33 protein-coding genes and 1 riboswitch are annotated in these 25617 nt (G+C 31.2%); of the genes, 30 read left to right on the top strand and 3 right to left on the bottom strand.

Annotated features, from left to right (window positions below; all coding sequences use genetic code 11):
• The first annotated feature begins 4 nt into the window (after positions 1-4).
• From JQN76_RS11560 to gcvPB, 23 genes are all read left to right on the top strand, one after another.
• Positions 5-790, top strand: a complete 786-nt coding sequence (locus tag JQN76_RS11560) for a metal ABC transporter ATP-binding protein (protein ID WP_001213908.1) — start codon at positions 5-7, stop codon at positions 788-790.
• A 41-nt stretch (positions 791-831) separates the two neighbouring features.
• Positions 832-1695, top strand: a complete 864-nt coding sequence (locus tag JQN76_RS11555) for a metal ABC transporter permease (protein WP_000564316.1) — start codon at positions 832-834, stop codon at positions 1693-1695.
• Positions 1682-2092, top strand: coding sequence for a Fur family transcriptional regulator (locus JQN76_RS11550; protein WP_001095260.1), 411 nt, complete (start codon positions 1682-1684; stop codon positions 2090-2092). The genes JQN76_RS11555 and JQN76_RS11550 overlap by 14 nt, the downstream gene beginning before the upstream one ends.
• 275 nt (positions 2093-2367) lie before the next feature.
• A complete protein-coding gene (locus JQN76_RS11545; RefSeq protein ID WP_000863556.1) occupies positions 2368-2967 on the top strand; it encodes a superoxide dismutase in 600 nt (199 codons plus the stop codon).
• A 120-nt stretch (positions 2968-3087) separates the two neighbouring features.
• A complete protein-coding gene (locus JQN76_RS11540) occupies positions 3088-5163 on the top strand; it encodes a peptidoglycan D,D-transpeptidase FtsI family protein (protein WP_000919772.1) in 2076 nt (691 codons plus the stop codon).
• 112 nt (positions 5164-5275) lie between these two features.
• The gene (gene rpmG / locus JQN76_RS11535; RefSeq protein WP_001265709.1) at positions 5276-5425 is read left to right on the top strand and encodes a 50S ribosomal protein L33; all 150 of its coding nucleotides are present in this window, start codon (positions 5276-5278) and stop codon (positions 5423-5425) included.
• A gap of 208 nt (positions 5426-5633) precedes the next feature.
• Complete coding sequence (locus JQN76_RS11530; protein ID WP_000164546.1) at positions 5634-6173, top strand: 5-formyltetrahydrofolate cyclo-ligase; 540 nt, start codon at positions 5634-5636, stop codon at positions 6171-6173.
• Between the two features lie 11 nt (positions 6174-6184).
• Complete coding sequence (locus JQN76_RS11525; RefSeq protein WP_001017867.1) at positions 6185-7648, top strand: rhomboid family protein; 1464 nt, start codon at positions 6185-6187, stop codon at positions 7646-7648.
• A complete protein-coding gene (locus JQN76_RS11520) occupies positions 7629-7832 on the top strand; it encodes a YqgQ family protein (protein ID WP_000087561.1) in 204 nt (67 codons plus the stop codon). The genes JQN76_RS11525 and JQN76_RS11520 overlap by 20 nt, the downstream gene beginning before the upstream one ends.
• On the top strand, positions 7829-8815 hold the full coding sequence (locus tag JQN76_RS11515; protein ID WP_000161314.1) for an ROK family glucokinase: 987 nt from the start codon (positions 7829-7831) through the stop codon (positions 8813-8815). The genes JQN76_RS11520 and JQN76_RS11515 overlap by 4 nt, the downstream gene beginning before the upstream one ends.
• Complete coding sequence (locus JQN76_RS11510; RefSeq protein ID WP_001018871.1) at positions 8815-9144, top strand: MTH1187 family thiamine-binding protein; 330 nt, start codon at positions 8815-8817, stop codon at positions 9142-9144. The genes JQN76_RS11515 and JQN76_RS11510 overlap by 1 nt, the downstream gene beginning before the upstream one ends.
• Positions 9141-9764 (top strand): MBL fold metallo-hydrolase, encoded by a 624-nt coding sequence (locus tag JQN76_RS11505; RefSeq protein WP_001223008.1) that lies wholly within the window; start codon positions 9141-9143, stop codon positions 9762-9764. The genes JQN76_RS11510 and JQN76_RS11505 overlap by 4 nt, the downstream gene beginning before the upstream one ends.
• A gap of 51 nt (positions 9765-9815) precedes the next feature.
• Positions 9816-10790, top strand: a complete 975-nt coding sequence (gene comGA / locus JQN76_RS11500) for a competence type IV pilus ATPase ComGA (protein WP_000697220.1) — start codon at positions 9816-9818, stop codon at positions 10788-10790.
• Positions 10762-11832, top strand: coding sequence for a competence type IV pilus assembly protein ComGB (gene comGB / locus JQN76_RS11495; RefSeq protein WP_000776421.1), 1071 nt, complete (start codon positions 10762-10764; stop codon positions 11830-11832). Before comGA ends, comGB begins: the two co-directional genes overlap by 29 nt.
• 13 nt (positions 11833-11845) lie before the next feature.
• Complete coding sequence (comGC, locus tag JQN76_RS11490) at positions 11846-12157, top strand: competence type IV pilus major pilin ComGC (protein WP_000472256.1); 312 nt, start codon at positions 11846-11848, stop codon at positions 12155-12157.
• Positions 12135-12581 carry a competence type IV pilus minor pilin ComGD gene (comGD, locus tag JQN76_RS11485; RefSeq protein WP_072433556.1) on the top strand — a complete coding sequence of 149 codons (447 nt, stop codon included), beginning with the start codon at positions 12135-12137 and terminating at the stop codon, positions 12579-12581. Before comGC ends, comGD begins: the two co-directional genes overlap by 23 nt.
• The gene (locus JQN76_RS11480; RefSeq protein WP_000844413.1) at positions 12568-12867 is read left to right on the top strand and encodes a hypothetical protein; all 300 of its coding nucleotides are present in this window, start codon (positions 12568-12570) and stop codon (positions 12865-12867) included. The genes comGD and JQN76_RS11480 overlap by 14 nt, the downstream gene beginning before the upstream one ends.
• A complete protein-coding gene (locus JQN76_RS11475) occupies positions 12785-13282 on the top strand; it encodes a competence type IV pilus minor pilin ComGF (protein ID WP_029694050.1) in 498 nt (165 codons plus the stop codon). The genes JQN76_RS11480 and JQN76_RS11475 overlap by 83 nt, the downstream gene beginning before the upstream one ends.
• 96 nt (positions 13283-13378) lie before the next feature.
• Positions 13379-13525, top strand: coding sequence for a hypothetical protein (locus tag JQN76_RS11470; RefSeq protein ID WP_001789879.1), 147 nt, complete (start codon positions 13379-13381; stop codon positions 13523-13525).
• Complete coding sequence (locus JQN76_RS11465) at positions 13515-14039, top strand: shikimate kinase (protein WP_001015121.1); 525 nt, start codon at positions 13515-13517, stop codon at positions 14037-14039. The genes JQN76_RS11470 and JQN76_RS11465 overlap by 11 nt, the downstream gene beginning before the upstream one ends.
• Positions 14026-14123, top strand: a riboswitch (glycine riboswitch). It overlaps the preceding gene by 14 nt.
• A 74-nt stretch (positions 14124-14197) precedes the next feature.
• Positions 14198-15289 carry a glycine cleavage system aminomethyltransferase GcvT gene (gene gcvT, locus JQN76_RS11460; protein WP_000093349.1) on the top strand — a complete coding sequence of 364 codons (1092 nt, stop codon included), beginning with the start codon at positions 14198-14200 and terminating at the stop codon, positions 15287-15289.
• A gap of 19 nt (positions 15290-15308) precedes the next feature.
• Positions 15309-16655 carry an aminomethyl-transferring glycine dehydrogenase subunit GcvPA gene (gene gcvPA, locus JQN76_RS11455; RefSeq protein WP_000019691.1) on the top strand — a complete coding sequence of 449 codons (1347 nt, stop codon included), beginning with the start codon at positions 15309-15311 and terminating at the stop codon, positions 16653-16655.
• Positions 16648-18120, top strand: a complete 1473-nt coding sequence (gene gcvPB / locus JQN76_RS11450) for an aminomethyl-transferring glycine dehydrogenase subunit GcvPB (protein ID WP_000202188.1) — start codon at positions 16648-16650, stop codon at positions 18118-18120. Before gcvPA ends, gcvPB begins: the two co-directional genes overlap by 8 nt.
• Before the next feature lie 363 nt (positions 18121-18483).
• On the opposite strand, the gene JQN76_RS11445 is transcribed toward gcvPB, so the two are convergent.
• Positions 18484-18870, bottom strand: a complete 387-nt coding sequence (locus JQN76_RS11445) for a rhodanese-like domain-containing protein (RefSeq protein ID WP_001276571.1) — start codon at positions 18868-18870, stop codon at positions 18484-18486.
• 157 nt (positions 18871-19027) lie between these two features.
• On the opposite strand from JQN76_RS11445, the gene JQN76_RS11440 reads away from it, so the two are divergent.
• A complete protein-coding gene (locus JQN76_RS11440) occupies positions 19028-19858 on the top strand; it encodes a lipoate--protein ligase family protein (RefSeq protein WP_000141109.1) in 831 nt (276 codons plus the stop codon).
• Positions 19859-19921: 63 nt separating this feature from the next.
• On the opposite strand, the gene JQN76_RS11435 is transcribed toward JQN76_RS11440, so the two are convergent.
• A complete protein-coding gene (locus tag JQN76_RS11435; RefSeq protein ID WP_001244301.1) occupies positions 19922-20140 on the bottom strand; it encodes an SA1362 family protein in 219 nt (72 codons plus the stop codon).
• Between the two features lie 13 nt (positions 20141-20153).
• On the bottom strand, positions 20154-20735 hold the full coding sequence (locus tag JQN76_RS11430) for a hypothetical protein (protein WP_000737695.1): 582 nt from the start codon (positions 20733-20735) through the stop codon (positions 20154-20156).
• A 104-nt stretch (positions 20736-20839) separates the two neighbouring features.
• Here JQN76_RS11430 and JQN76_RS11425 point away from each other — a divergent pair, with 104 nt between their 5' ends.
• The 6 genes from JQN76_RS11425 to nusB all read left to right on the top strand — a co-directional run bounded on the left by JQN76_RS11425 (position 20840) and on the right by nusB (position 25603).
• Positions 20840-21901: a M24 family metallopeptidase gene (locus JQN76_RS11425; RefSeq protein ID WP_000087107.1), complete on the top strand. Its 1062-nt coding sequence runs from the start codon at positions 20840-20842 to the stop codon at positions 21899-21901.
• Between the two features lie 25 nt (positions 21902-21926).
• Positions 21927-22484 (top strand): elongation factor P, encoded by a 558-nt coding sequence (efp, locus tag JQN76_RS11420; protein ID WP_000626504.1) that lies wholly within the window; start codon positions 21927-21929, stop codon positions 22482-22484.
• 473 nt (positions 22485-22957) lie between these two features.
• Positions 22958-23422 (top strand): acetyl-CoA carboxylase biotin carboxyl carrier protein, encoded by a 465-nt coding sequence (gene accB, locus JQN76_RS11415; RefSeq protein ID WP_001009520.1) that lies wholly within the window; start codon positions 22958-22960, stop codon positions 23420-23422.
• Positions 23422-24777, top strand: coding sequence for an acetyl-CoA carboxylase biotin carboxylase subunit (accC, locus tag JQN76_RS11410; RefSeq protein ID WP_000756612.1), 1356 nt, complete (start codon positions 23422-23424; stop codon positions 24775-24777). Before accB ends, accC begins: the two co-directional genes overlap by 1 nt.
• Before the next feature lie 14 nt (positions 24778-24791).
• On the top strand, positions 24792-25154 hold the full coding sequence (locus JQN76_RS11405) for an Asp23/Gls24 family envelope stress response protein (protein WP_000241588.1): 363 nt from the start codon (positions 24792-24794) through the stop codon (positions 25152-25154).
• Positions 25155-25213: 59 nt separating this feature from the next.
• Positions 25214-25603: a transcription antitermination factor NusB gene (gene nusB, locus JQN76_RS11400; RefSeq protein ID WP_000087385.1), complete on the top strand. Its 390-nt coding sequence runs from the start codon at positions 25214-25216 to the stop codon at positions 25601-25603.
• Positions 25604-25617 lie beyond the last annotated feature (14 nt).

Here is a 25617-nt window from a genome sequence, read left to right as displayed (position 1 = left end):
TTGAATGCGAGGTGAGAATACGATGACACCAGTCTTTGAATTGAAAAATGTCAATTACTACTATGATCATAAAAAAGTGTTAGAAAATATAAACATTAAAATAAATAAAGGTGAATTTTTAGCGATTGTTGGACCAAATGGTGCTGGTAAATCAACATTATTGAAGTTGATTCTAGGGTTATTACCTTTACAAAGTGGTGAGATTTTTGTTGAAGGTATTGATTTTAAAAATAAGAAAACATCAATTAAATTAAGCTATGTATCACAAAAAGCAAATGCCTTTAATTCAGGTTTCCCAGCAAGTGTTAAAGAAGTTGTTTTAAGCGGATTAACAAAGACAAAACGTCTTTTCCAAACATTTAATAGCAAAGATAATGAAAAAGTGATTAAAGTACTAGAAAGACTGAATATAAGTGATTTAATTCATAAAAATATAGCAGAATTATCAGGTGGTCAACAACAACGTGTAATGATTGCCCGAGCATTGATTTCAGAACCTGCAGTATTAGTACTTGATGAACCAACGAATGGTATTGATGCAAAACATGTAAGTGAATTTTATAATACTTTAGATCAATTAAAACAAGAAGGTATCACCATTATCTTAGTTACTCATGATATCGGTGTTGTAGCAGATACTGCTACTGAAGTAGCATGTTTAAATAAGCATTTGCATTTCCATGGTACAACTGATGAGTTTAAATCACTTGATGAAGTTGAAATTTCAAAAATTTATGGACATCCTGTACGTTTTGTCGATCATCAGCATAATCGAGAATGTTGTAATTAATAAAGATTTGAGTTTATTTAAAATGGAAAGGCGTGTCACAATTGATAGATGCATTATTGAATTTTGATTTTATGAGGTACTCTTTAATTAGTGGTATCTTGATAGGTTTTATTGCGCCTCTAATCGGTGCTTTTATCGTTGTTAGACGACTATCACTTATAGCTGATGCTCTAAGTCATGTAACTTTAGGTGGTATATCCTTCGGTATGTTTTTACTTACTATTATGCCAACACTAGTATTTATTAATCCAATGTGGTTTGGAATCTTATTCGCAATAGTAGGTGCGCTTCTAATTGAAAAATTAAGAACGTCATACACTGCTTACCAAGAAATTGCTATTCCAATTATAATGAGTGCTGGTATCGCCTTGAGTGCAATCTTCATTTCATTAGCTGATGGGTTCAATCAAGAAATTGTTGGATTGCTATTTGGCTCAATAAGCGCAGTGAATATAAGTGATTTAACAACGATTATTGTCATTGCCATCATAGTTGTTCTGTTTATTACATTGTTTTATAAAGAATTATTTATATTGTCATTTGATGAGGAATATAGTAAAGTCATTGGCATTCCTAAATGGATTCAATTTTTATTTATTGTTATTGTAGCGATGGTTATTTCTGCCTCAATGCGTGTTGTAGGGATACTGTTAGTAAGTGCGTTAATCACGTTACCAATTGCAATAAGTATGCGAATAACAAAAAGTTTTAAGCAATTGATATTACTAAGTGTATTTTTAGGTGAATTATCAGTAATATTAGGCTTAGTCCTAGCTTTCTATATGGACATTTCTCCGGGTGGTGTAATTGTAGTTCTACTTGTTATTTTACTTATGATTACAATGGCTTATCAGAAAATGCGAATGAAGTTTAAAAAGGGAGCTAATATCAATGAATACAAATGATGCTATTAAAATTTTAAAAGAGAACGGTTTAAAATATACAGATAAACGTAAAGATATGTTAGATATTTTTGTCGAAGAAGATAAGTATATAAACGCAAAGTATATACAGCAAGTTATGGATGAAAATTATCCTGGAATTTCATTCGACACAATATATAGAAACCTGCACTTATTTAAAGATTTAGGGATTATTGAAAATACAGAACTTGATGGTGAAATGAAGTTTAGAATCGCTTGTACAAACCATCATCATCATCATTTTATCTGTGAAAAGTGTGGAGATACAAAGGTAATAGATTATTGTCCAATAGATCAGATAAAGTTATCACTACCTGGTGTTAATATTCACAAACACAAACTTGAAGTTTATGGTGTATGTGAGTCTTGCCAAGATTAATATAAAGAAATGAGATTTATGCACATTTGGTCAGATGTATGCATAAATCTCATTTTTTAAATTATAGAAGATAATGGTTCATTTCATACTCCGTTCGTATGATTTTATGGCAAATCTGTTAACTTTTTATATACAAAATGTTTAATTATTTTTGATTTGAGTTATATTAAATGAGTAGAGAAAATAATAAGTAGTAGAATTTAAGCAAATTCTTTGTTGAACCAGTCACTGCTTGTTATTATTTACTTACAGACATTTTAGGAGGATGATTATTTATGGCTTTTGAATTACCAAAATTACCATACGCATTTGATGCATTAGAACCACATTTTGACAAAGAAACTATGGAAATTCACCATGACAGACATCATAACACGTATGTTACGAAATTAAATGCTGCAGTAGAAGGTACAGATTTAGAATCTAAATCTATTGAAGAAATTGTTGCTAATTTAGACAGTGTACCAGCTAACATCCAAACTGCTGTACGTAATAATGGCGGTGGACATTTAAACCATTCATTATTCTGGGAGTTACTTTCACCAAACTCAGAAGAAAAAGGTACTGTAGTAGAAAAAATTAAAGAACAATGGGGTTCTTTAGAAGAATTTAAAAAAGAATTTGCTGACAAAGCAGCTGCACGCTTTGGTTCAGGTTGGGCTTGGTTAGTAGTAAACAATGGCCAGTTAGAAATTGTGACTACACCAAACCAAGATAATCCATTAACTGAGGGTAAAACACCTATTTTAGGTTTAGACGTATGGGAACACGCTTATTACCTAAAATATCAAAACAAACGCCCTGACTACATTGGCGCATTTTGGAATGTAGTTAACTGGGAAAAAGTTGACGAATTATATAATGCAACAAAATAAAGTATGATTACTTGTTCGGTCTCTTAAATGAGACCGTTATTTTTTTGTCAAAAAGATAGAAATAATTTCTAAATTCATATATGATTTAAAGTGAAAGACTTTGAATAGAGGTAGGTAGTTTTGTTAAAAAGACTAAAAGAAAAATCAAATGATGAAATCGTTCAAAATACAATTAACAAGAGAATTAACTTTATATTTGGTGTGATTGTATTTATTTTTGCAGTACTAGTACTACGTTTAGGTTATTTACAAATCGCACAAGGCTCACATTATAAACAAATTATAAAAAATGATGAAAACATTACAGTGAATGAGTCTGTGCCAAGAGGTCGTATTTTAGACAGAAATGGGAAAGTTTTAGTTGATAATGCTTCTAAAATGGCTATTACATATACTAGGGGTCGAAAAACAACACAATCGGAAATGTTGGATACGGCTGAAAAGTTATCAAAGCTAATCAAGATGGATACTAAGAAAATTACAGAACGTGATAAGAAAGATTTCTGGATTCAGTTGCATCCTAAAAAAGCAAAAGCAATGATGACAAAAGAACAAGCTATGTTAGCAGATGGAAGTATTAAACAAGATCAATATGATAAACAACTGTTATCGAAAATCGGAAAATCACAATTAGATGAATTGTCTTCTAAAGATTTACAAGTTTTAGCTATTTTTCGAGAGATGAATGCAGGAACAGTTTTAGATCCACAAATGATAAAAAATGAAGATGTCAGTGAAAAAGAGTATGCAGCAGTTTCTCAGCAACTTTCCAAATTACCAGGTGTTAACACGTCTATGGATTGGGATAGAAAATATCCATATGGCGATACTTTAAGAGGTATATTCGGAGATGTATCGACACCTGCTGAAGGTATTCCAAAAGAATTGACAGAACATTACTTATCCAAAGGATATTCACGCAATGATCGTGTTGGAAAATCTTACCTAGAATATCAATATGAAGATGTATTGCGTGGTAAGAAGAAAGAAATGAAATACACAACGGACAAATCTGGTAAAGTTACATCTTCAGAAGTGTTAAATCCTGGCGCTCGCGGTCAAGATTTGAAATTAACGATCGATATAGATCTTCAAAAAGAAGTAGAAGCATTATTAGATAAACAAATTAAGAAGCTTCGCAGTCAAGGTGCCAAAGATATGGATAATGCAATGATGGTTGTACAAAATCCTAAAAATGGAGACATTCTTGCGCTTGCCGGAAAGCAGATTAATAAGAGTGGTAAAATGACTGATTATGACATTGGTACGTTTACTTCTCAATTTGCGGTTGGATCTTCTGTAAAAGGTGGAACATTATTAGCTGGTTATCAGAATAAAGCTATCAAAGTTGGAGAAACAATGGTCGATGAACCATTACATTTCCAAGGTGGTTTGACAAAACGATCATACTTCAATAAAAACGGGCATGTAACTATTAATGATAAGCAAGCTTTGATGCATTCATCAAACGTATATATGTTTAAAACAGCATTAAAATTAGCGGGAGACCCTTATTATTCTGGTATGGCTTTACCTTCAGACATAAGTTCACCTGCCCAAAAGCTAAGAAGAGGATTAAATCAAGTAGGCTTAGGTGTGAAAACAGGGATAGATTTACCAAATGAAACAAGAGGTCAAATCGAACCATTAACAAATAATCCAGGTAATTATCTAGATTTATCAATTGGTCAATATGATACCTATACACCATTACAATTATCACAATATGTTTCAACTATAGCGAATGATGGTTATAGAATACAGCCACACATTGGATTAACGATTCATGAATCAACTAATAAAGATGAGGTTGGTCCACTCAAGAAGAAAATTAATGGCACTGTCTTGAACAAGGTTAATAATACTGAAAAGGAAATCAAACAAATTCAAGAAGGATTCAAAATGGCATTTAATGATAAAGATGGTACTGGATATGTTAGTTTTAAAGATACAGTAGTACCTACTGCTGGTAAAACGGGTACCGCTGAAGTGTTCCAAAACGGAGAGCCAAGAGTTAACTCTACTTATATAGGATACGCGCCAATTGATGATCCAAAATTAGCGTTTTCAATTGTATATACAAATCAGCCTGTACCACCACCATGGTTAACAGGTGGAGACTTAGGTAGAGATGTAATTAACTACTACTTTAAGCAGTTAGGTAAAGATGATAAAAATAAAGACAAAGACAAATAAAATTTAACCTGACGATTGTGTAGCGCATGGTTGTAAAATTTTAACTTTGCAAATATTATAGATGTTGGTATAATAATAAAGTCGTATTTAGAAATGATAAGGAGGAATAACCATGCGCGTAAACGTAACTTTAGCTTGTACGGAATGTGGTGACAGAAACTACATTACAACTAAGAACAAAAGAAATAATCCAGAACGTGTTGAAATGAAGAAATTCTGTTCACGTGAAAACAAACAAACTTTACACCGTGAAACAAAATAATCATTAAAATTAAATTTAAATTAACAATAAAAAAGGTGAAATCTCAAAATAAGAGGTTTCACCTTTTTAATTATGCACACGTATGAAATGATAAAAGATTTTCAATTGAAATAATAAATTTTAGAATTGTCGCATAATTCATCATGACAACATAATGACATGTATTGTTATTAACGATATAATAGAATTGAATAAAGTGGGTGATAATGTGACTAAAAATGAGATTAGAAAATACATTTTACATAAAATGAAGAATTTTAATAAAGCTGAAAAGCGAAAAGCAGACACATGGTTAAGAAATCAATTTTTTGCAACTGAAGAATACAAAGAAGCAAACGCAATTGCGCTAGTTCTTTCTTTTAATCATGAAGTAGATACTTTTTCTATTATTGAACAAGCCTTAATGGATCATAAACGTATTTTTGTACCGAAAATGGATTATTTAAATCATCAAATGACTTTTAAAGAAATATTTAATCTCAAAGATATTGATGTCGATAATAAGGGGATTTACTATCCAACTTCAAAAGGTGAAACAACGAATAACCTAGATTTAATTGTTGTTCCTGGTGTTGGATTTCAAGACGATGGATATAGAATTGGGTATGGTGGTGGCTATTACGACAGGTTTTTAGCTAATTATCAGACAAAGACAATAAGCTTATTATACGATTTTCAAATAACATCATTTGAACCGGAATCATTCGATCAACCAGTCGATAAATTGATTATATATCAATCAGCATAGTGGAGGACTAAATGAACATAGACAAACAATTTTGGAAAACAATATATTATTGGATTAGGTACTTGAATTTTGATATTGTCAGTAGGGAAAAAGATGACCAAGAAATTTGGTTAGCCCATAAAAGAAAAAAACAAGTAGTCATTTTTAAACAACATATCAAGTCTACCCAAGAAATACGTTTTGACAAAGCGAAAGTGCTTGAACACAAAGATGAAATAGCAAATTTTATTTCTTTCGAACCACAAAGTTTTGAATTTTATTATTTTACAGAATCGGAATTTTCAGAAGAACAATTAAATGAAGTTTCGCCAATTAGAATTAAATTCAATGTTATAAGACACACAAAAGATTTGATAAAGCATATGCCGAATATATTTTTGGCTAGACTTATTTCAGAAGATAATGATAAAAAGACATATATGTTCTATAAACGCAAAGTATTAACCGATAACTTTTTAGATAAATATATGCAGAAATTTTCACCGGCAACATACACAATAATATTTGTAAATGTCTTAATATGGTTATGTATGATTTTATATTTAAATAATTTTTCGGATGTAAAATTATTAGATGTTGGCGGGTTAGTGCATTTTAATGTCGTACATGGTGAATGGTATCGAATTGTTACATCGATGTTTTTACATTTTAGTTTTGAACATATACTTATGAATATGCTTTCATTATTTATTTTTGGTAAAATAGTCGAAGCAATTATTGGTTCATGGCGGATGTTAACTGTATACTTTATTGCAGGGTTGTTTGGAAACTTTGTATCACTATCATTTAATACGACTACAATTTCAGTTGGGGCTAGTGGTGCTATATTTGGTCTGATTGGATCAATTTTTGCGATGATGTATGTTTCAAAAACATTTAACAAAAAAATGTTAGGACAGTTATTAATTGCATTAGTGATATTAGTTGGTGTTTCTCTGTTTATGTCAAATATAAATATTGTGGCGCATATTGGAGGATTCATTGGTGGTTTATTAATAACTTTAATTGGCTATTACTATAAAGTGAATCGTAATATTTTTTGGATTTTACTAATTGGTATGCTTGTTATATTTATTGCACTTCAAATTAGAATTTTTACAATTAAAGAAGATAATATTTATAATAAATTGATCAAAGATGATATGACTAGTGGTAATTATGATAATGCTCAAAATATTGTGAAGCAGACAATAAATAAAAATTATGCCGATGATCAAACATATTATTTAAGTGGTATGATTATGGCTACTATCAATTCTAAGTCTGAAGGTATGACAGAATGGGAGCGAGGACTTAGAATGTTTCCTAAATCAGGTTTATTAAATTTTGAGTTAGCGATAGCAAATCGTTCATTAAATGATGATGAAAAAGCATTAAAATATGTGCGTAAAGCATTAAATGCAGACCCTAAAAATACAGATTATATTAACTTAGAAAAAGAGTTGACTAAATCAAATGAGTCGAAAAATAAATAACTTTTATGATGTACAACAGTTATTGAAAAGTTACGGATTTCTAATATATTTTAAAAATCCAGAAGATATGTACGAAATGATTCAACAGGAGATTTCATCATTGTATCAATATGAACTGTTATCTAAGGAAGAATATTTGAAATGTACGTTGATAATTAATCAGAGAAGGAATGAACAGAAATGACAAAAATTATTTTAGCAGCTGATGTAGGCGGGACGACTTGTAAATTAGGTATTTTCACACCTGAATTAGAACAATTACATAAATGGTCTATTCACACTGATACATCTGATAGTACAGGATATACACTTTTGAAAGGAATTTATGATTCGTTTGTTGAAAAAGTAAATGAAAATAATTATAATTTTTCAAATGTACTTGGCGTAGGTATTGGTGTACCAGGTCCTGTTGACTTTGAAAAAGGTACAGTAAATGGAGCAGTAAACTTATATTGGCCAGAAAAAGTTAATGTACGTGAGATTTTTGAACAATTCGTTGATTGTCCAGTGTATGTAGATAATGATGCTAACATAGCTGCTTTAGGGGAGAAACACAAAGGTGCTGGTGAAGGTGCCGATGATGTTGTTGCCATCACACTTGGTACAGGTCTAGGTGGAGGAATTATTTCAAATGGTGAAATCGTACATGGTCATAATGGCTCTGGCGCAGAAATAGGTCATTTTAGAGCAGACTTCGATCAACGATTTAAATGTAATTGTGGTCGTTCTGGATGTATTGAAACAGTTGCTTCAGCGACAGGCGTTGTTAACTTAGTTAACTTCTACTATCCGAAGTTGACGTTTAGATCTTCTATATTAGAATTGATTAAAGAAAATAAGGTTACAGCAAAAGCTGTTTTTGATGCGGCAAAAGCTGGTGACCAATTCTGTATTTTCATTACTGAAAAGGTTGCAAACTATATTGGATATTTATGTAGTATTATTAGTGTTACAAGTAATCCGAAATATATCGTTCTAGGTGGAGGAATGTCTACTGCAGGACCTATTTTAATTGAAAATATTAAAACAGAATATCATAATTTAACATTTGCACCTGCTCAATTTGAAACTGAAATTGTACAAGCGAAATTAGGTAATGATGCAGGTATTACAGGAGCAGCAGGATTAATCAAGACCTATGTATTAGATAAAGAGGGGGTAAAATAATGGCTATTGTTGATGTGGTTGTTATTCCAGTTGGAACGGAAGGTCCGAGTGTTAGTAAATATATTGCAGATATTCAGAAAAAACTTCAAGAATATAAAGCAATGGGTAAAATTGATTTTCAATTAACACCAATGAATACTCTAATTGAAGGTGAATTAAGCGATGTATTAGAAGTTGTGCAAGTGATACATGAATTACCTTTTGATAAAGGTTTAAGTAGAGTTTGTACAAATATCCGTATTGATGACCGACGAGACAAATCTAGAAAAATGAATGATAAACTAACATCAGTACAAAAACATTTAGAAAATAGTGGTGAAAACCTATGAGGATTTCAAGCTTAACTTTAGGCTTAGTTGATACTAATACGTATTTCATCGAAAATGACAAAGCTGTTATTCTGATTGACCCTTCAGGTGAAAGTGAAAAAATTATTAAAAAATTAAACCAAATAAATAAACCGTTAAAAGCTATTTTATTAACACATGCACACTTTGATCATATCGGAGCAGTCGATGATATAGTTGATCGATTCGATGTCCCGGTTTATATGCATGAAGCAGAGTTTGATTTTCTAAAAGATCCCGTTAAAAATGGGGCAGATAAATTTAAGCAATATGGATTACCAATTATTACAAGTAAGGTAACTCCTGAAAAGTTAAACGAAGGTAGCACAGAAATAGAAGGATTTAAGTTTAATGTGTTACACACACCTGGACATTCACCAGGAAGTTTAACATATGTGTTCGATGAATTCGCAGTTGTTGGAGATACATTATTTAATAATGGAATCGGACGTACAGATTTATATAAAGGTGATTATGAAACGCTAGTTGATTCTATTCAAGATAAAATATTTGAATTAGAAGGCGATTTACCTTTATTCCCTGGACATGGTCCATATACGACGGTTGATGATGAACAATTAAATCCATTTTTACACGGTTAAATTGAAGTAATAAAAACACCTCCTACGTGATTATATGTAGGAGGTGTTTTTTTGAAGATTCTATTTCAAGAAATAATTAATAAAGCGATAGAAATGAAAGCGAGTGATGTACATTTTATTCCAGTTAAAAATGAAGTAAGTATTAAATTTAGAATTAATGATAACTTGGAGCAGTATGAACAAATTGGGAATAGCATTTATCAAAAGTTATTAGTTTATATGAAGTTTCAAGCTGGGCTTGATGTTTCTACACAGCAAGTCGCACAGAGCGGTCGATATAGTTACCATTTCAATAAAATATATTTTTTGAGAATATCAACTTTACCATTGTCACTTGGCCAAGAAAGTTGTGTTATCAGAATTGTACCTCAATTTTTTCAACAACAGAAATCAACTTATAAATTCAATGATTTTAAACACCTCATGAATAAGAAACAAGGATTACTATTGTTTAGTGGGCCAACTGGTTCAGGAAAGAGTACATTAATGTATCAAATGGTCTCATACGCGAATAAAGCCTTGAATTTAAATGTAATTTCTATAGAGGATCCTGTAGAGATGCAAATTCCTGGTATCGTCCAAATTAATGTGAATGATAAAGCTGGTATTAACTATGTAAATTCGTTTAAAGCTATTTTAAGATGTGATCCTGATGTTATTTTAATAGGTGAAATCAGAGATAAAGATGTTGCCAAGTGTGTTATACAGGCTAGTTTAAGTGGTCACCTTGTTCTGACTACATTGCATGCAACTGATTGTAAAGGTGCTATTTTAAGGCTATTAGAAATGGGCATTTCTGTACAAGAATTGATACAGGCAACTAACTTAATTATAAACCAACGACTTGTAACTACTATTAAGCAACAGCGACAATTAGTATGTGAAATTCTATCTCAGCAACAACTCCGATATTTCTTTTCCCATAATCATTCATTACCATCATCATTTAAGAACTTAGAAGATAAACTTGATGATATGACAAAAGCAGGTGTCATTTGTGAAACTACAATGGATAAATACATTTAAACTACATTCTAAGAAGCGACAATTAAGTAAGGCCCAACAAATCGATTTACTTTCAAATTTATGTAATTTGTTGAAATATGGTTTCACTCTGTATCAAAGTTTTCAATTTTTAAATCTTCAAATGACATATAAAAATAAGCAATTAGGTACCACCATTCTAAGTGAAATTTCAAATGGTGCACCATGCAATCAAATATTATCACTGATAGGTTATAGCGATACTATCGTCATGCAAGTATATTTGGCAGAAAGATTTGGCAATATTATAGACGTTCTAGAAGAAACCGTAAATTATATGAAAGTGAATAGAAAGTCAGAACAACGATTGTTAAAGACACTGCAATACCCCTTAATACTAGTTTCTATCTTTATTGCTATGATTATTATATTAAACCTCACAGTAATTCCACAGTTTCAACAATTATATACTTCTATGAATATTCAACTATCTTCTTTTCAAAAAACATTGTCTTTTTTCATTACCAGCTTACCTACTATAATTGTAGTAATGCTCATAATAGTATCTATGTTGGCTATTATTATGAAATTAATTTATAACAATTTAAATATGCTCAATAAGATAAACTTTGTGATGAAACTACCGCTAATATCAGGCTATTTCCAATTATTTAAAACTTATTTTGTAACTAATGAATTAGTGTTGTTTTATAAAAATGGTATTACACTTCAATCAATAGTAGACGTTTATATTAACCATAGTAGTGATCCATTTAGACAGTTTCTAGGTAAATACTTATTAACTTATTCAGAAATGGGATATGGTTTGCCTCAAATTTTAGAAAAACTAAAATGCTTTAAGCCTCAATTAATTAAGTTTGTGCTACAAGGTGAAAAGAGAGGGAAGCTAGAAGTAGAACTAAAGTTATATTCGCAAATATTAGTAAAACAAATAGAAGATAAAGCGATAAAACAGACTCAGTTTTTACAGCCTATTTTATTTTTGATTTTAGGTTTATTTATTGTCGCAATTTATTTAGTAATTATGTTACCAATGTTTCAATTGATGCAAAGTATAAAATAATGGAGGTTAATATATGTTTAAATTTCTTAAGAAAACTCAAGCGTTTACATTGATAGAGATGCTATTAGTGTTATTAATCATCAGTTTATTATTAATTTTAATCATTCCAAATATTGCTAAACAAACTGCTCACATACAATCAACAGGTTGTAATGCACAGGTAAAAATGGTTAATAGTCAAATTGAAGCGTATGCATTGAAACATAATAGAAATCCATCGTCTATTGAAGACTTAATTGCAGATGGTTTTATAAAAGAAGCACAAAAGACATGTAAATCAGGAGAGACAATAACAATTAGTAATGGAGAAGCAGTTGCAAATTAGAAAGCTGTCAGCATTTACTATGATTGAGATGCTTGTGGTAATGATGTTAATCAGTATATTTCTACTTTTGACAATGACATCTAAAGGATTAAGCAATCTTAGAGTAATAGATGATGAGGCAAATATCATTTCTTTTATTACTGAATTGAATTATATTAAGTCGCAAGCTATAGCAAATCAAGGATATATCAATGTTAGATTTTATGAAAACAGTGACACTATTAAAGTAATAGAGAATAATAAAATACGATTTCTAAAATTAAAAGTAGGCAAAATAATTAATGTTGCAAAAGTTGATATTATTGCCTTTGATAAAAAAGGGAATATCAATAAATTTGGTAGTATAACAATTGACAATAACAATTCAATTTATAGAATAATATTCCATATTGAAAAAGGCAGAATTCGTTATGAAAAGCTATAAGTGTAAAGGATCATTCTTAATAGATAGTATGGCTGGATTTTTGCTAATTGGATTGATTACATTACTATTGATACCAATGATGAATCAAATGCAAGCGAGTATAAACCATAAACTACAAACAATTGATGCTTCTAAAGTAATTTTGACGACTGTATCTAAAATTAATAAAGAAGAACTTAAGAAGGGGGTAACTATAGGGAAGTATGATATTAAGCAAAGTGACCAACAAATTTGTGCTATTTCAAAAAATACCACTTCTTATCAAAAGACATGTATACAGTATTAATGTCAAAGCTTTTTCGCTCATTGAAATGTTAGTAGCGATGATGGTTATAAGTATAACTTTACTAATTGTTCCAGACTTAATTAGACTTAGCAAAACTTTTCTAATTGAAAGTAGGGAATTAACAACTGTAGATTTCGAATTTTTCTCAAGAGATATTCTAGAGGATTTTAAAGGAGTAGATAGAAACGATATTGAACTTAGGCAACAGCGTATCATTTTACATAAAGGTGAAGAAATGATCGAATACAAATTAATAAATAATAAAATTATTAAAGTTGTAAATGACAGAGGAAATATAACAATGATTAATAATGTTACTTCATTTACTGCAAATATCTACTATAAATCCATTATTAAAATAACGATAACAGTTAAAGTCGGTACAAATGTGCAGACTAAAACTATTTATGTATAACTTACTAGTATTTAAATGAGTACTATTAAAAAGGATGTGAAATAATTTATTAATTTTGATTTATATAAAGAAAAAGGATATGTTACGCCGTTCTTATTGATGCTAACAGCAATTTATTTTTCCATTTTCACTTTTTATATCAGTCAATATAGTTTAAAATTAAAGACATTATATAATATTGAAACTGACTATAACTATAAGATTGTTTTGTTATTGAAAGAAGGGAAAACGCATGAATCATGACAAATCACCAATAATTTTAATTGGTTTCATGGGTACCGGTAAATCTACGATTGGTAAATACGTTGCAGATGAGCAAAATTTATCATTTATTGATATAGATTCATATATCGAAGAGAAGTATAAGTTAACAATACCAGAAATATTTAGTAAACATGGTGAACAATATTTCAGGAATTTAGAGTTCACATGTTTGCAAGAATGTATTAACACTGCAGATATAATTGCTACTGGTGGTGGTATTATTGAGAGTGAAGAGGCATTTAATTTTTTGAAAAATCAAAAAAACATTATTTGGTTAGATTGTAATATTGATATTATATATAGTCGAATCAATGATGACCCACATCGACCTAATGCAAATAATAAGACAATCAAGCAGTTAAATGACTTGTATTGCTCGCGGAATTTAAGATATAATGAAATCGCATTCAAGAAATTTGATAGTCATTTGCTATCAATTTCAGAAATATATTATGAATTGCTAAATTTAATAAAAGCGAGTGATCAGTATTAGAGAGAATAGAGCGTTAAGACTCTATCGCCGAAGGTGCAAGTAATTTATTACGAAACTCTCAGGCAAAAGGATAATACTGTAACGCGTTCCTGAATTGGTGATTTATAAACAGGGTAGCGATTGCTATCCTGTTTTTATAATTTTAAGGGGGTATTTCAATGTCAAGTGATTTAAAACAAACACCTTTATATCAAAATTATGTTGATAGAGGTGCAAAAATTGTGGAATTCGGAGGATGGGCGATGCCTGTTCAATTTTCAAGTATTAAAGAGGAGCATAATGCTGTTCGATACGAAATTGGCCTGTTTGATGTTAGTCATATGGGTGAAATTGAAGTAACAGGTAAAGATGCTAGTCAGTTTGTGCAATATTTATTATCAAATGATACTGATAATTTAACTACTTCAAAAGCATTATATACTGCTTTATGTAATGAAGAAGGCGGTATTATTGATGATTTAGTAATATATAAATTAGCTGACGACAATTATTTATTAGTTGTTAATGCTGCTAACACTGAAAAAGATTTTAATTGGATTTTAAAACACAAAGAGAAATTTGATGTTGAAGTACAAAATGTATCAAACCAATATGGTCAATTAGCAATACAAGGACCAAAAGCTAGAGATTTAATTAATCAATTAGTTGATGAAGATGTAACTGAAATGAAAATGTTTGAATTTAAACAGGGTGTCAAATTATTTGGAGCAAACGTCATTTTATCTCAGTCAGGTTACACAGGTGAAGATGGGTTTGAAATTTATTGTAATATCGATGATACTGAAAAAATTTGGGATGGTTTATTAGAGTATAATGTTATGCCATGTGGGTTAGGCGCTCGTGATACATTAAGATTAGAGGCTGGATTGCCATTACATGGACAAGATTTAACTGAATCAATTACACCATATGAAGGTGGTATCGCTTTTGCAAGTAAACCATTAATTGATGCTGATTTTATTGGTAAATCTGTATTAAAAGATCAAAAAGAAAATGGTGCACCAAGAAGAACAGTGGGATTAGAATTACTTGAAAAAGGAATTGCAAGAACTGGTTATGAAGTTATGGATTTAGATGGAAATATTATTGGAGAAGTAACTTCAGGAACACAGTCTCCATCATCAGGAAAATCAATTGCACTTGCAATGATAAAAAGAGATGAGTTTGAAATGGGTAGAGAGTTGCTTGTTCAAGTTCGTAAGCGTCAATTAAAAGCGAAAATTGTTAAGAAAAATCAAATTGATAAATAATTAAAAAGGGGTGTGCATTGTGAGTCATCGTTATATACCTTTAACTGAAAAAGACAAGCAAGAAATGTTACAAACAATTGGTGCAAAATCTATAGGAGAATTATTCGGTGATGTACCAAGTGACATTTTATTAAATAGAGATTTAAATATTGCTGAAGGCGAAGCGGAAACAACGTTACTTAGAAGATTAAATCGCATTGCAAGCAAGAATATCACTAAAGAAACGCATACATCATTTTTGGGTGCTGGTGTTTATGATCATTACGCGCCATCAGTTGTGGATGCTATGATTTCAAGATCAGAATTTTACACAGCATATACGCCATATCAACCGGAAATTTCTCAAGGTGAATTACAAGCCATTTTTGAGTTCCAAACTTTAATTTGTGAATTAACAGATATGGATGTAGCAAATTCTTCTATGTATGATGGGATGACTAGCTTTGCTGAAGCATGTATCTTAGCATTTAGTCAAACAAAGAAAAATAAAATTGTAGTCTCAAAAGGTTTACATTATCAAGCATTACAAGTACTTCATACTTATGCTAAGACGCGTAAGGAATTCGAAGTAGTGGAAATCGATTTAGATGGCACTGTTACAGATTTGAAAAAATTAGAAGCAGCAGTGGATGATGAAACAGCAGCTGTTGCAGTACAATATCCAAACTTTTACGGTTCAATTGAAGATCTTGAAAAGATTCAAAGCTTTATTGAAGATAAAAAAGCATTATTTATCGTATATGCAAATCCATTAGCATTGGGATTACTTACACCTCCAGGTTCATTTGGTGCAGATATTGTTGTAGGTGATACTCAGCCATTCGGAATTCCTGCTCAATTCGGTGGGCCACATTGTGGATATTTTGCAACGACGAAAAAGTTAATGCGTAAAGTGCCAGGTAGATTAGTCGGTCAAACACAAGATGATGAAGGTAATCGTGGCTTTGTATTAACATTACAAGCACGTGAACAACATATTCGACGCGATAAAGCGACATCTAATATTTGTTCTAACCAAGCATTAAATGCTTTAGCGTCATCAATTGCAATGTCAGCACTTGGTAAACAAGGTATCTATGATATTGCAGTTCAAAATATAGAACATGCTAACTATGCTAAACAACAATTTATTAAAAAAGGTTTTGAAGTATTAGATGGTACATCTTTCAATGAGTTTGTAGTCAAATTTGACAAACCAATTCAACAAGTTAACGAGGAATTAGTGAAGTACAATATTATCGGTGGTTTTGATTTAGGTGTTGTTTCAGACGACTTTAAAAATCACATGTTAATAGCTGTAACTGAATTAAGAACAAAAGATGAAATCGATACATTTGTAGAAAAGGCTGGTGAGTTAAATGACTAGTAAATCAAGTCCATTAATTTTTGAAAGATCTCGTGAAGGCAGATATGCATATTCATTACCAAAAAGTGATATTAAAACAAATTCTGTTGAGTCATTGTTAGATGATAAATTTATTCGTAAAAACAAAGCGGAGTTTCCTGAAGTTGCTGAACTAGACTTAGTACGTCATTATACTGAACTTTCAAATAAAAATTTCGGTGTAGACAACGGATTTTATCCATTAGGTTCATGTACGATGAAGTATAACCCTAAAATTAATGAAAAGGTTGCTAGAATACCAGGATTTAGTGAATCACATCCATTACAAGATGAAGACCAAGTTCAAGGTTCATTAGAAATTATTTATAGTTTGCAAGAAGAATTAAAAGAAATTACTGGTATGGATGAGGTGACATTACAACCAGCTGCTGGCGCACATGGTGAATGGACTGCATTGATGATATTTAAAGCTTATCATGAGAATAATGGTGAAGGTCATCGTGATGAAGTCATTGTGCCAGATTCTGCGCATGGTACGAATCCAGCCTCAGCTTCATTTGCAGGATTTAAATCAGTTACTGTAAAATCAAACGAACGTGGCGAAGTTGATATTGATGACTTGAAACGTGTTGTAAATGAAAATACAGCAGCTATTATGTTAACTAATCCAAACACTTTAGGTATTTTCGAAAAAAATATTATGGAAATCCGTGAAATCGTCCATAATGCTGGGGGTCTATTATATTATGATGGTGCGAATTTAAACGCTATTATGGACAAAGTTCGCCCAGGAGATATGGGATTTGATGCTGTTCATTTAAACTTGCATAAAACATTTACTGGTCCACATGGTGGTGGCGGTCCTGGTTCAGGTCCAGTCGGTGTAGTAAAAGAACTAGCAAGTTACTTACCAAAGCCAATGGTTATTAAAGATGGCGACAAATTTAAATATGATAATGACATTAAAAATTCTATCGGACGTGTAAAACCATTTTATGGTAACTTTGGTATTTACTTAAGAGCTTATACGTATATTCGAACTATGGGAGCAACTGGACTTAAAGAGGTTTCTGAAGCAGCGGTTCTTAATGCAAATTATATTAAAGCACGTTTATCTGAACACTTTGAAATACCTTATAAACAATATTGTAAACACGAGTTTGTATTAAGTGGTGTGCGTCAAAAAGAATTTGGTGTACGTACTTTAGACATGGCTAAGCGATTATTAGATTTCGGTGTACATCCACCAACAATATACTTCCCATTAAATGTTGAAGAAGGTATGATGATTGAACCGACTGAGACAGAGTCTAAAGAAACACTTGATTATTTTATCGATACATTAATTAGTATTGCTGAAGAAGCTAAAAATGATCCTGATAAGGTGCTAGAAGCACCACATACAACTGTGATTGATCGATTAGACGAAGCTACAGCTGCTCGTAAACCAATATTAAAGTTTGAAAATCTTAAACAGGAAAAATAAAGTATTAAACACATATTCCGAGAATTATTATTCTAACTTTGTATGAAGATTTAAGGATAATGGTTTCAAAATCAATTGAAAAAGACAATTTCTATTTGAACAAGAAAACTAAACCGAAGTAATAACTCTTAGGGTTTGGTATTATTCTTTCATAGAAATTGTCTTTTCATTTTTTAGATTGCGGTAATTGAATCGTATTGAAAATGAGCTGAACTTTCTTTATTATGCTGAAACTAAGTTTAATGATCAGTGAAGCTAGAGAAATATAGTAACAGACTTTGTTAAAAAATTAAAATCTGAGTATTGTTATTGATGATCAATTAACACTCAGATTTTATTAAATCGTATATTAAATTTACAAAACTATTTTTTAGACTTTATTTTTCCAGTCCATTTTTTATAGCCGCCTTTTAACATATAGATATCTGTATATCCATTCTTTTTCAAAATACGAGCAGCTCTATAGCTAGCAATCCCATTGGCATCACATAAGTATACCGGTTGGTCTTTTCTTAATCCTTGGAATCGTTGCCTGAACATTGTCATAGGAATATTGCGAGACCCATTAATGTGACCGTAGTCATAGTCAACTTTCTCTCTAACATCGATGACTTGAGCTTTTCTAATCCCATTATGGAATTCATTTTGATCTAATTCTTTAACAGCTCGCTTGTTAAGAATTTGTTGAACAATCATATAAGCAATAATTGCTATAACTAAAATTATTGCGATGTACAAACTAGCACTCATCTTGCATCCTCCCTAATTAAACGATAATATAATTATAAGACTGTTAGGTCAAATTATCAAAATATTTCACTAAAGAATTGCAATTATTATTCATTTAGTTAAATTGATTAATTAGCGAATCAAATATTATACATTTTGCTGATAGGAGTTCTTGAATATGACTGAAACTTGGAATTTTATTAATACAGGAAGTAAAGACCCATATTATAATATGGCAATGGATGAAGCGTTATTAAATTTTGTCTCTAGAGGTGAAATTGATCCAGTTATACGTTTTTACACATGGAATCCTGCAACATTATCAATAGGGTATTTCCAAAGGCTACAAAAAGAAATTGATATTGATAAGGTTAAAGAGAAAGGTTTTGGTCTCGTAAGGCGTCAAACTGGTGGCCGTGGGGTGCTACATGATAAAGAGTTAACTTACAGTGTGATTGTGCCTGAATCGCATCCGAATATGCCTTCTACAGTTACAGAAGCGTACAGAGTGATTTCACAAGGATTATTAGAAGGATTTAAAAACTTAGGATTTGATACTTATTTTGCGGTACCTAAAACGCCTGAAGAGCGTCAAAAATTAAAACAACCTCGAAGTTCAGTGTGTTTTGATGCACCAAGTTGGTATGAGCTAGTTGTTGAAGGCCGTAAGATTGCTGGGAGTGCTCAAACGAGACAAAAGGGCGTAATCCTCCAACACGGTTCGATTTTACAAGATATTGATATTGATGAACTGTTTGATATGTTTATTTATAAAAATGAAAGATTAAAATTAAAAATGAAAGAGGCATTCGTTGAAAAAGCAGTTGCCATCAATGATATTTCAGATGAACACATTACTATTAGTCAAATGGAAGAAGCTTTCGAGAAAGGTTTTAAGAAAGGTTTAAATATAGAATTAAAGCCACTTGAATTAACAGAAGCTCAATTGGCAGAAGTGGAAGAATTAACTGAAAAATATCGTTCAGATGAATGGATGTTTAGAAAGTAGTTTTTAGAATAAAAAATGGAAGCACGTAGACTATTTTACCTACAAGTGCTTCCGTTTTTTTATCTATTTTCTTCTTTGATTTCTTTTATACTTACGCATTGCTTTGCGATATTTGCGTTGGTCTTCAGTTAAGATGAAGAAATAATAAATCAGATAAATAATACCAGCTATTACAGCAAAGCTGACTAACATTCTGACGATTGAAAAAATAAAGGCATCTAGATTCATTACTAATCCAATCGCAGCAATAATAAGTACAAGATAAAATATTATATTACGCATTAAAAGACTCCTATCATGATTTTGCATTTAAGTTTAATTTTGACAACGCTTGTTGTCCTTTTGTAAGTTGTTTTTTATCTTTATTTTGATAGCCATTTTTAATATCATCAAATGCATGATTCAAATCAGAGTTTAATTTATCGATATTTTTAGACGTTTTTTTATCATCATCACTAAGTGATAAACCATCGATAGCATCTTTGTAAGAAGTGTGAGCACTTTGAATATCATTAGAAATTTGATTTAATTTCGATTGAACATTCTTATCGCCTTTGTTTTTACTTACATCTTTCTCAATATCGTTATAGGATTTCAAAGCTTTAGCAACTTTGTCGTAGTATGTTGATGTAACATTCATCAATTTAATTTTCGTATTATTAGATGCAGTTTTTTTACTGTTTTCTTTATCCTTTTCAAGCCCTTTAATTTTAGATTTAGAATCACTAATTTGTTGATTAAGTTCTTGAATATCTAGTTTGAGTTGATGATTATCTTCTCTTAAATCTGTTGTTTTTTCTTCTAATGGTGCTAAATTTTGTGATCCACATCCAGCTAACAATAATGTTACGCCAACAATTGAAACCAATTTTTTCATTACTATCTCCCTAAAATCAATATCTATTATTTTTTATCCTTATTATGATATTATTTTAATGTATAAAGTTGAAATGCACAAACGTTTCACTAGGAGGTAATAAGATGAGCAGAATAACACAAGTGCATCGTATTTTAGAACAAAAACATTTAGATGCGATTATCATTCTTTCGGATTACAATAGAAGATATTTATCAGGTTTTACTGGTACCAGTGGAGCACTTATCATATCTAAAGATAAACAATATTTGATAACAGACTTTAGATATATTGATCAAGCAACTAAGCAGGCGCCAAATTATGAAATTATTAATCGTAAATCTACTATTATTGGTGAGATTAAAGAATTGCTACACCAAGAAAATTTTGAAAATGTAGGTTTTGAGGGGCATCATGTAAGTTATGATACATACCTTGAATTAAATAAAAGCCGTATATCATTAATAAGCATTTCTAATACTGTAGATAAAATTAGAGACGTCAAAGATGCTGACGAAATTGCTTTAATTCAAAAAGCAGCTAATATTGTTGATGAAACATATGAATATATTTTAACTGTTGTAAAAGCAGGTATGACTGAAAAAGAATTAAAGGCAATATTAGAAAGTAAAATGCTAGAATTAGGAGCAGATGGACCATCATTCGATACGATTGTAGCATCTGGTCATAGAGGTGCATTACCACATGGTGTTGCAAGTGACAAAATTATTGAAAAAGGCGACATGATTACATTAGATTTTGGCGCATATTATAACGGCTATTGTTCAGATATTACTAGAACATTTGCTATTGGAGAACCAGATCCTAAACTGAAAGAAATATATCAAATAGTACTTGAATCTCAAATGAAAGCAATTAATGAGATTAGACCTGGCATGACTGGTGCAGAAGCTGATGCCATTTCAAGAAACTATTTAGAGTCAAAAGGGTATGGAAAAGAATTTGGACATTCACTAGGACATGGTATTGGTTTAGAAATCCATGAAGGGCCAATGCTGGCTCGTACGATACAAGATAAACTTCAAGTTAACAACTGTGTTACAGTAGAACCTGGTGTTTATATAGAAGGTTTGGGCGGTATAAGAATAGAAGATGATATTTTAATTACAGAAAATGGTTGTCAAGTCTTTACTAAATGCACAAAAGACCTTATAGTTTTAACATAAGCGTGTAAAATGAGGAGGAAACTGAATGATTTCGGTTAATGATTTTAAAACAGGTTTAACAATTTCTGTTGATAACGCTATTTGGAAAGTTATAGACTTCCAACATGTAAAGCCTGGTAAAGGTTCAGCATTCGTTCGTTCAAAATTACGTAATTTAAGAACTGGTGCAATTCAAGAGAAAACGTTTAGAGCTGGTGAAAAAGTTGAACCAGCAATGATTGAAAATCGTCGCATGCAATATTTATATGCTGACGGAGATAATCATGTATTTATGGATAATGAAAGCTTTGAACAAACAGAACTTTCAAGTGATTACTTAAAAGAAGAATTGAATTACTTAAAAGAAGGTATGGAAGTACAAATTCAAACATACGAAGGTGAAACTATCGGTGTTGAATTACCTAAAACTGTTGAATTAACAGTAACTGAAACAGAACCTGGTATTAAAGGTGATACTGCAACTGGTGCTACTAAATCGGCAACTGTTGAAACTGGTTATACATTAAATGTACCTTTATTTGTAAACGAAGGTGACGTTTTAATTATCAACACTGGTGATGGAAGCTACATTTCAAGAGGATAATCTCTAATTTGTTAACAAATAGCTTGTATTCACTATACTGATTTAACGTAAGATATTCTAAATAAGTCTCATAAAGCTATTGCCTAAAATGATTATAGGTTATATGCTGATATGAGGCTTTTTATTTTTAAAATAATTTTTAAAATATAAAACGAATCGTCTAATTGGTAGTGAAAAAACATAAACATAAGTAAAGGTATATATCTACATATCATATTGTTGAGGATAAAACATAATAGCTAATAAAAATAACATTGATATGTTTAACTGAATGCATAAAATTTTTAATCAAGAGTTAAGATGAGTCAATGTTAAGTAATAAATACACAAGTGTTTTTAATTTAAAATGTGTTTTTATTATAACTTTGGGATAGACTTATAATGTCGCCAGCAATATGAACATGCTTGAATTGAAGAGTTGTCTCAAGTAAAATAGACGGGTAGATGAAAACAAACTGAAGGAGTCAGTAATAATGAACTTTAAAGAAATCAAAGAATTAATTGAAATTCTGGATAAATCAACTTTAACGGAAATCAATATTGAAGATACTAAAGGCAAAGTGACGCTTAAGAAAGAAAAAGAAACTGAGATTATCACGCCACAAATCTCACAAATGCCAGTTGAAGCGGCGGCAATGCCTATGCCTCAAGTACAATCAACTGATAGCAATAAAACTGAAGCTCCAAAGCCAACTTCAGATAATCACAAAACAATTAATGCACCTATGGTAGGTACATTTTACAAATCGCCATCTCCAGACGAAGAAGCATATGTGCAAGTTGGGGACACTGTTTCAAATGAAACAACAGTGTGTATTTTAGAGGCAATGAAACTATTTAATGAAATTCAAGCAGAAATTTCAGGTGAAATTGTTGAAATCTTAGTAGAAGACGGACAAATGGTAGAGTATGGCCAACCGTTATTTAAGGTGAAATAATGAAAAAGGTTTTAATTGCAAACCGCGGTGAAATTGCAGTTAGGATTATTCGCGCTTGTCGTGATTTAGGCATCCAAACTGTTGCAATCTATTCTGAAGGGGATAAAGATGCGCTACATACTCAAATTGCTGATGAAGCATATTGCGTAGGTCCCACTTTGTCTAAAGATTCATATTTAAATATTCCGAACATCTTATCTATTGCAACTTCTACAGGTTGTGATGGCGTTCATCCGGGTTATGGCTTTTTAGCTGAAAATGCTGACTTTGCAGAATTATGCGAAGCATGCCAATTGAAGTTCATTGGACCAAGTTATCAATCTATCCAAAAAATGGGTATCAAAGATGTTGCTAAGGCAGAAATGATTAAAGCCAATGTTCCAGTTGTTCCTGGTAGTGACGGTTTAATGAAAGACGTCTCAGAAGCTAAGAAAATCGCCAAAAAAATTGGCTATCCGGTCATCATTAAAGCTACTGCTGGCGGTGGCGGAAAAGGTATCCGTGTTGCTCGTGATGAAAAAGAACTTGAAACTGGCTTCCGAATGACAGAACAAGAAGCTCAAACTGCATTTGGTAATGGTGGACTTTATATGGAGAAATTCATCGAAAACTTCCGCCATATTGAAATCCAAATTGTTGGGGACAGCTATGGTAATGTAATTCATTTAGGAGAACGTGATTGTACAATTCAAAGACGTATGCAGAAATTAGTGGAAGAAGCACCTTCCCCAATTTTAGATGATGAAACACGTCGTGAAATGGGAAATGCCGCAGTTCGTGCAGCGAAAGCTGTAAATTATGAAAATGCGGGAACAATTGAGTTTATATATGATTTAAATGATAATAAATTTTATTTTATGGAAATGAATACACGTATTCAAGTAGAACATCCTGTAACTGAAATGGTAACAGGAATTGATTTAGTTAAATTACAATTACAAGTTGCTATGGGTGACGTGTTACCGTATAAACAAGAAGATATTAAATTAACAGGACACGCAATTGAATTTAGAATTAATGCTGAAAATCCTTACAAGAACTTTATGCCATCACCAGGTAAAATTGAGCAATATCTTGCACCAGGTGGATATGGTGTTCGAATAGAGTCAGCATGTTATACTAATTATACGATACCGCCATATTATGATTCGATGGTAGCGAAATTAATCATACATGAACCGACACGAGATGAAGCGATTATGGCTGGCATTCGTGCACTAAGTGAATTTGTGGTTCTTGGTATTGATACAACTATTCCATTCCATATTAAATTATTGAATAACGATATATTTAGAAGCGGTAAATTTAATACAAACTTTTTAGAGCAAAATAGCATTATGAATGATGAAGGTTAATAGGAGGTCAATCCATGGTCAAAGTAACTGATTATTCAAATTCAAAATTAGGTAAAGTAGAAATAGCGCCAGAAGTGCTATCTGTTATTGCAAGTATAGCTACTTCGGAAGTCGAAGGCATCACTGGCCATTTTGCTGAATTAAAAGAAACAAATTTAGAAAAAGTTAGTCGTAAAAATTTAAGCCGTGATTTAAAAATCGAGAGTAAAGAAGATGGCATATATATAGATGTATATTGTGCATTAAAACATGGTGTTAATATTTCAAAAACTGCAAACAAAATTCAAACGTCAATTTTTAATTCAATTTCTAATATGACAGCGATAGAACCTAAGCAAATTAATATTCACATTACACAAATCGTTATTGAAAAGTAATGTCATACCTAATTCAGTAATTAAATAAAGAAAAATACAAACGTTTGAAGGAGTTAAAAATGAGTCGTAAAGAATCCCGAGTGCAAGCTTTTCAAACTTTATTTCAATTAGAAATGAAGGACAGTGATTTAACGATAAATGAAGCGATAAGCTTTATTAAAGACGATAATCCAGATTTAGACTTCGAATTTATTCATTGGCTAGTTTCTGGCGTTAAAGATCACGAACCTGTATTAGACGAGACAATTAGTCCTTATTTAAAAGATTGGACTATTGCACGTTTATTAAAAACGGACCGTATTATTTTAAGAATGGCAACATATGAAATATTACACAGTGATACACCTGCTAAAGTCGTAATGAATGAAGCAGTTGAATTAACAAAACAATTCAGTGATGATGATCATTATAAATTTATAAATGGTGTATTGAGTAATATAAAAAAATAAAATTGAGTGATGTT

The sequence above is a fragment of the Staphylococcus sp. SM3655 genome (assembly GCF_016917315.1).
GTDB classification, from domain to species: Bacteria; Bacillota; Bacilli; order Staphylococcales; family Staphylococcaceae; genus Staphylococcus; species Staphylococcus aureus.
Note: the sequence above shows the minus strand (reverse complement) of the source record. Positions and strands in the feature narration are given on the sequence as shown.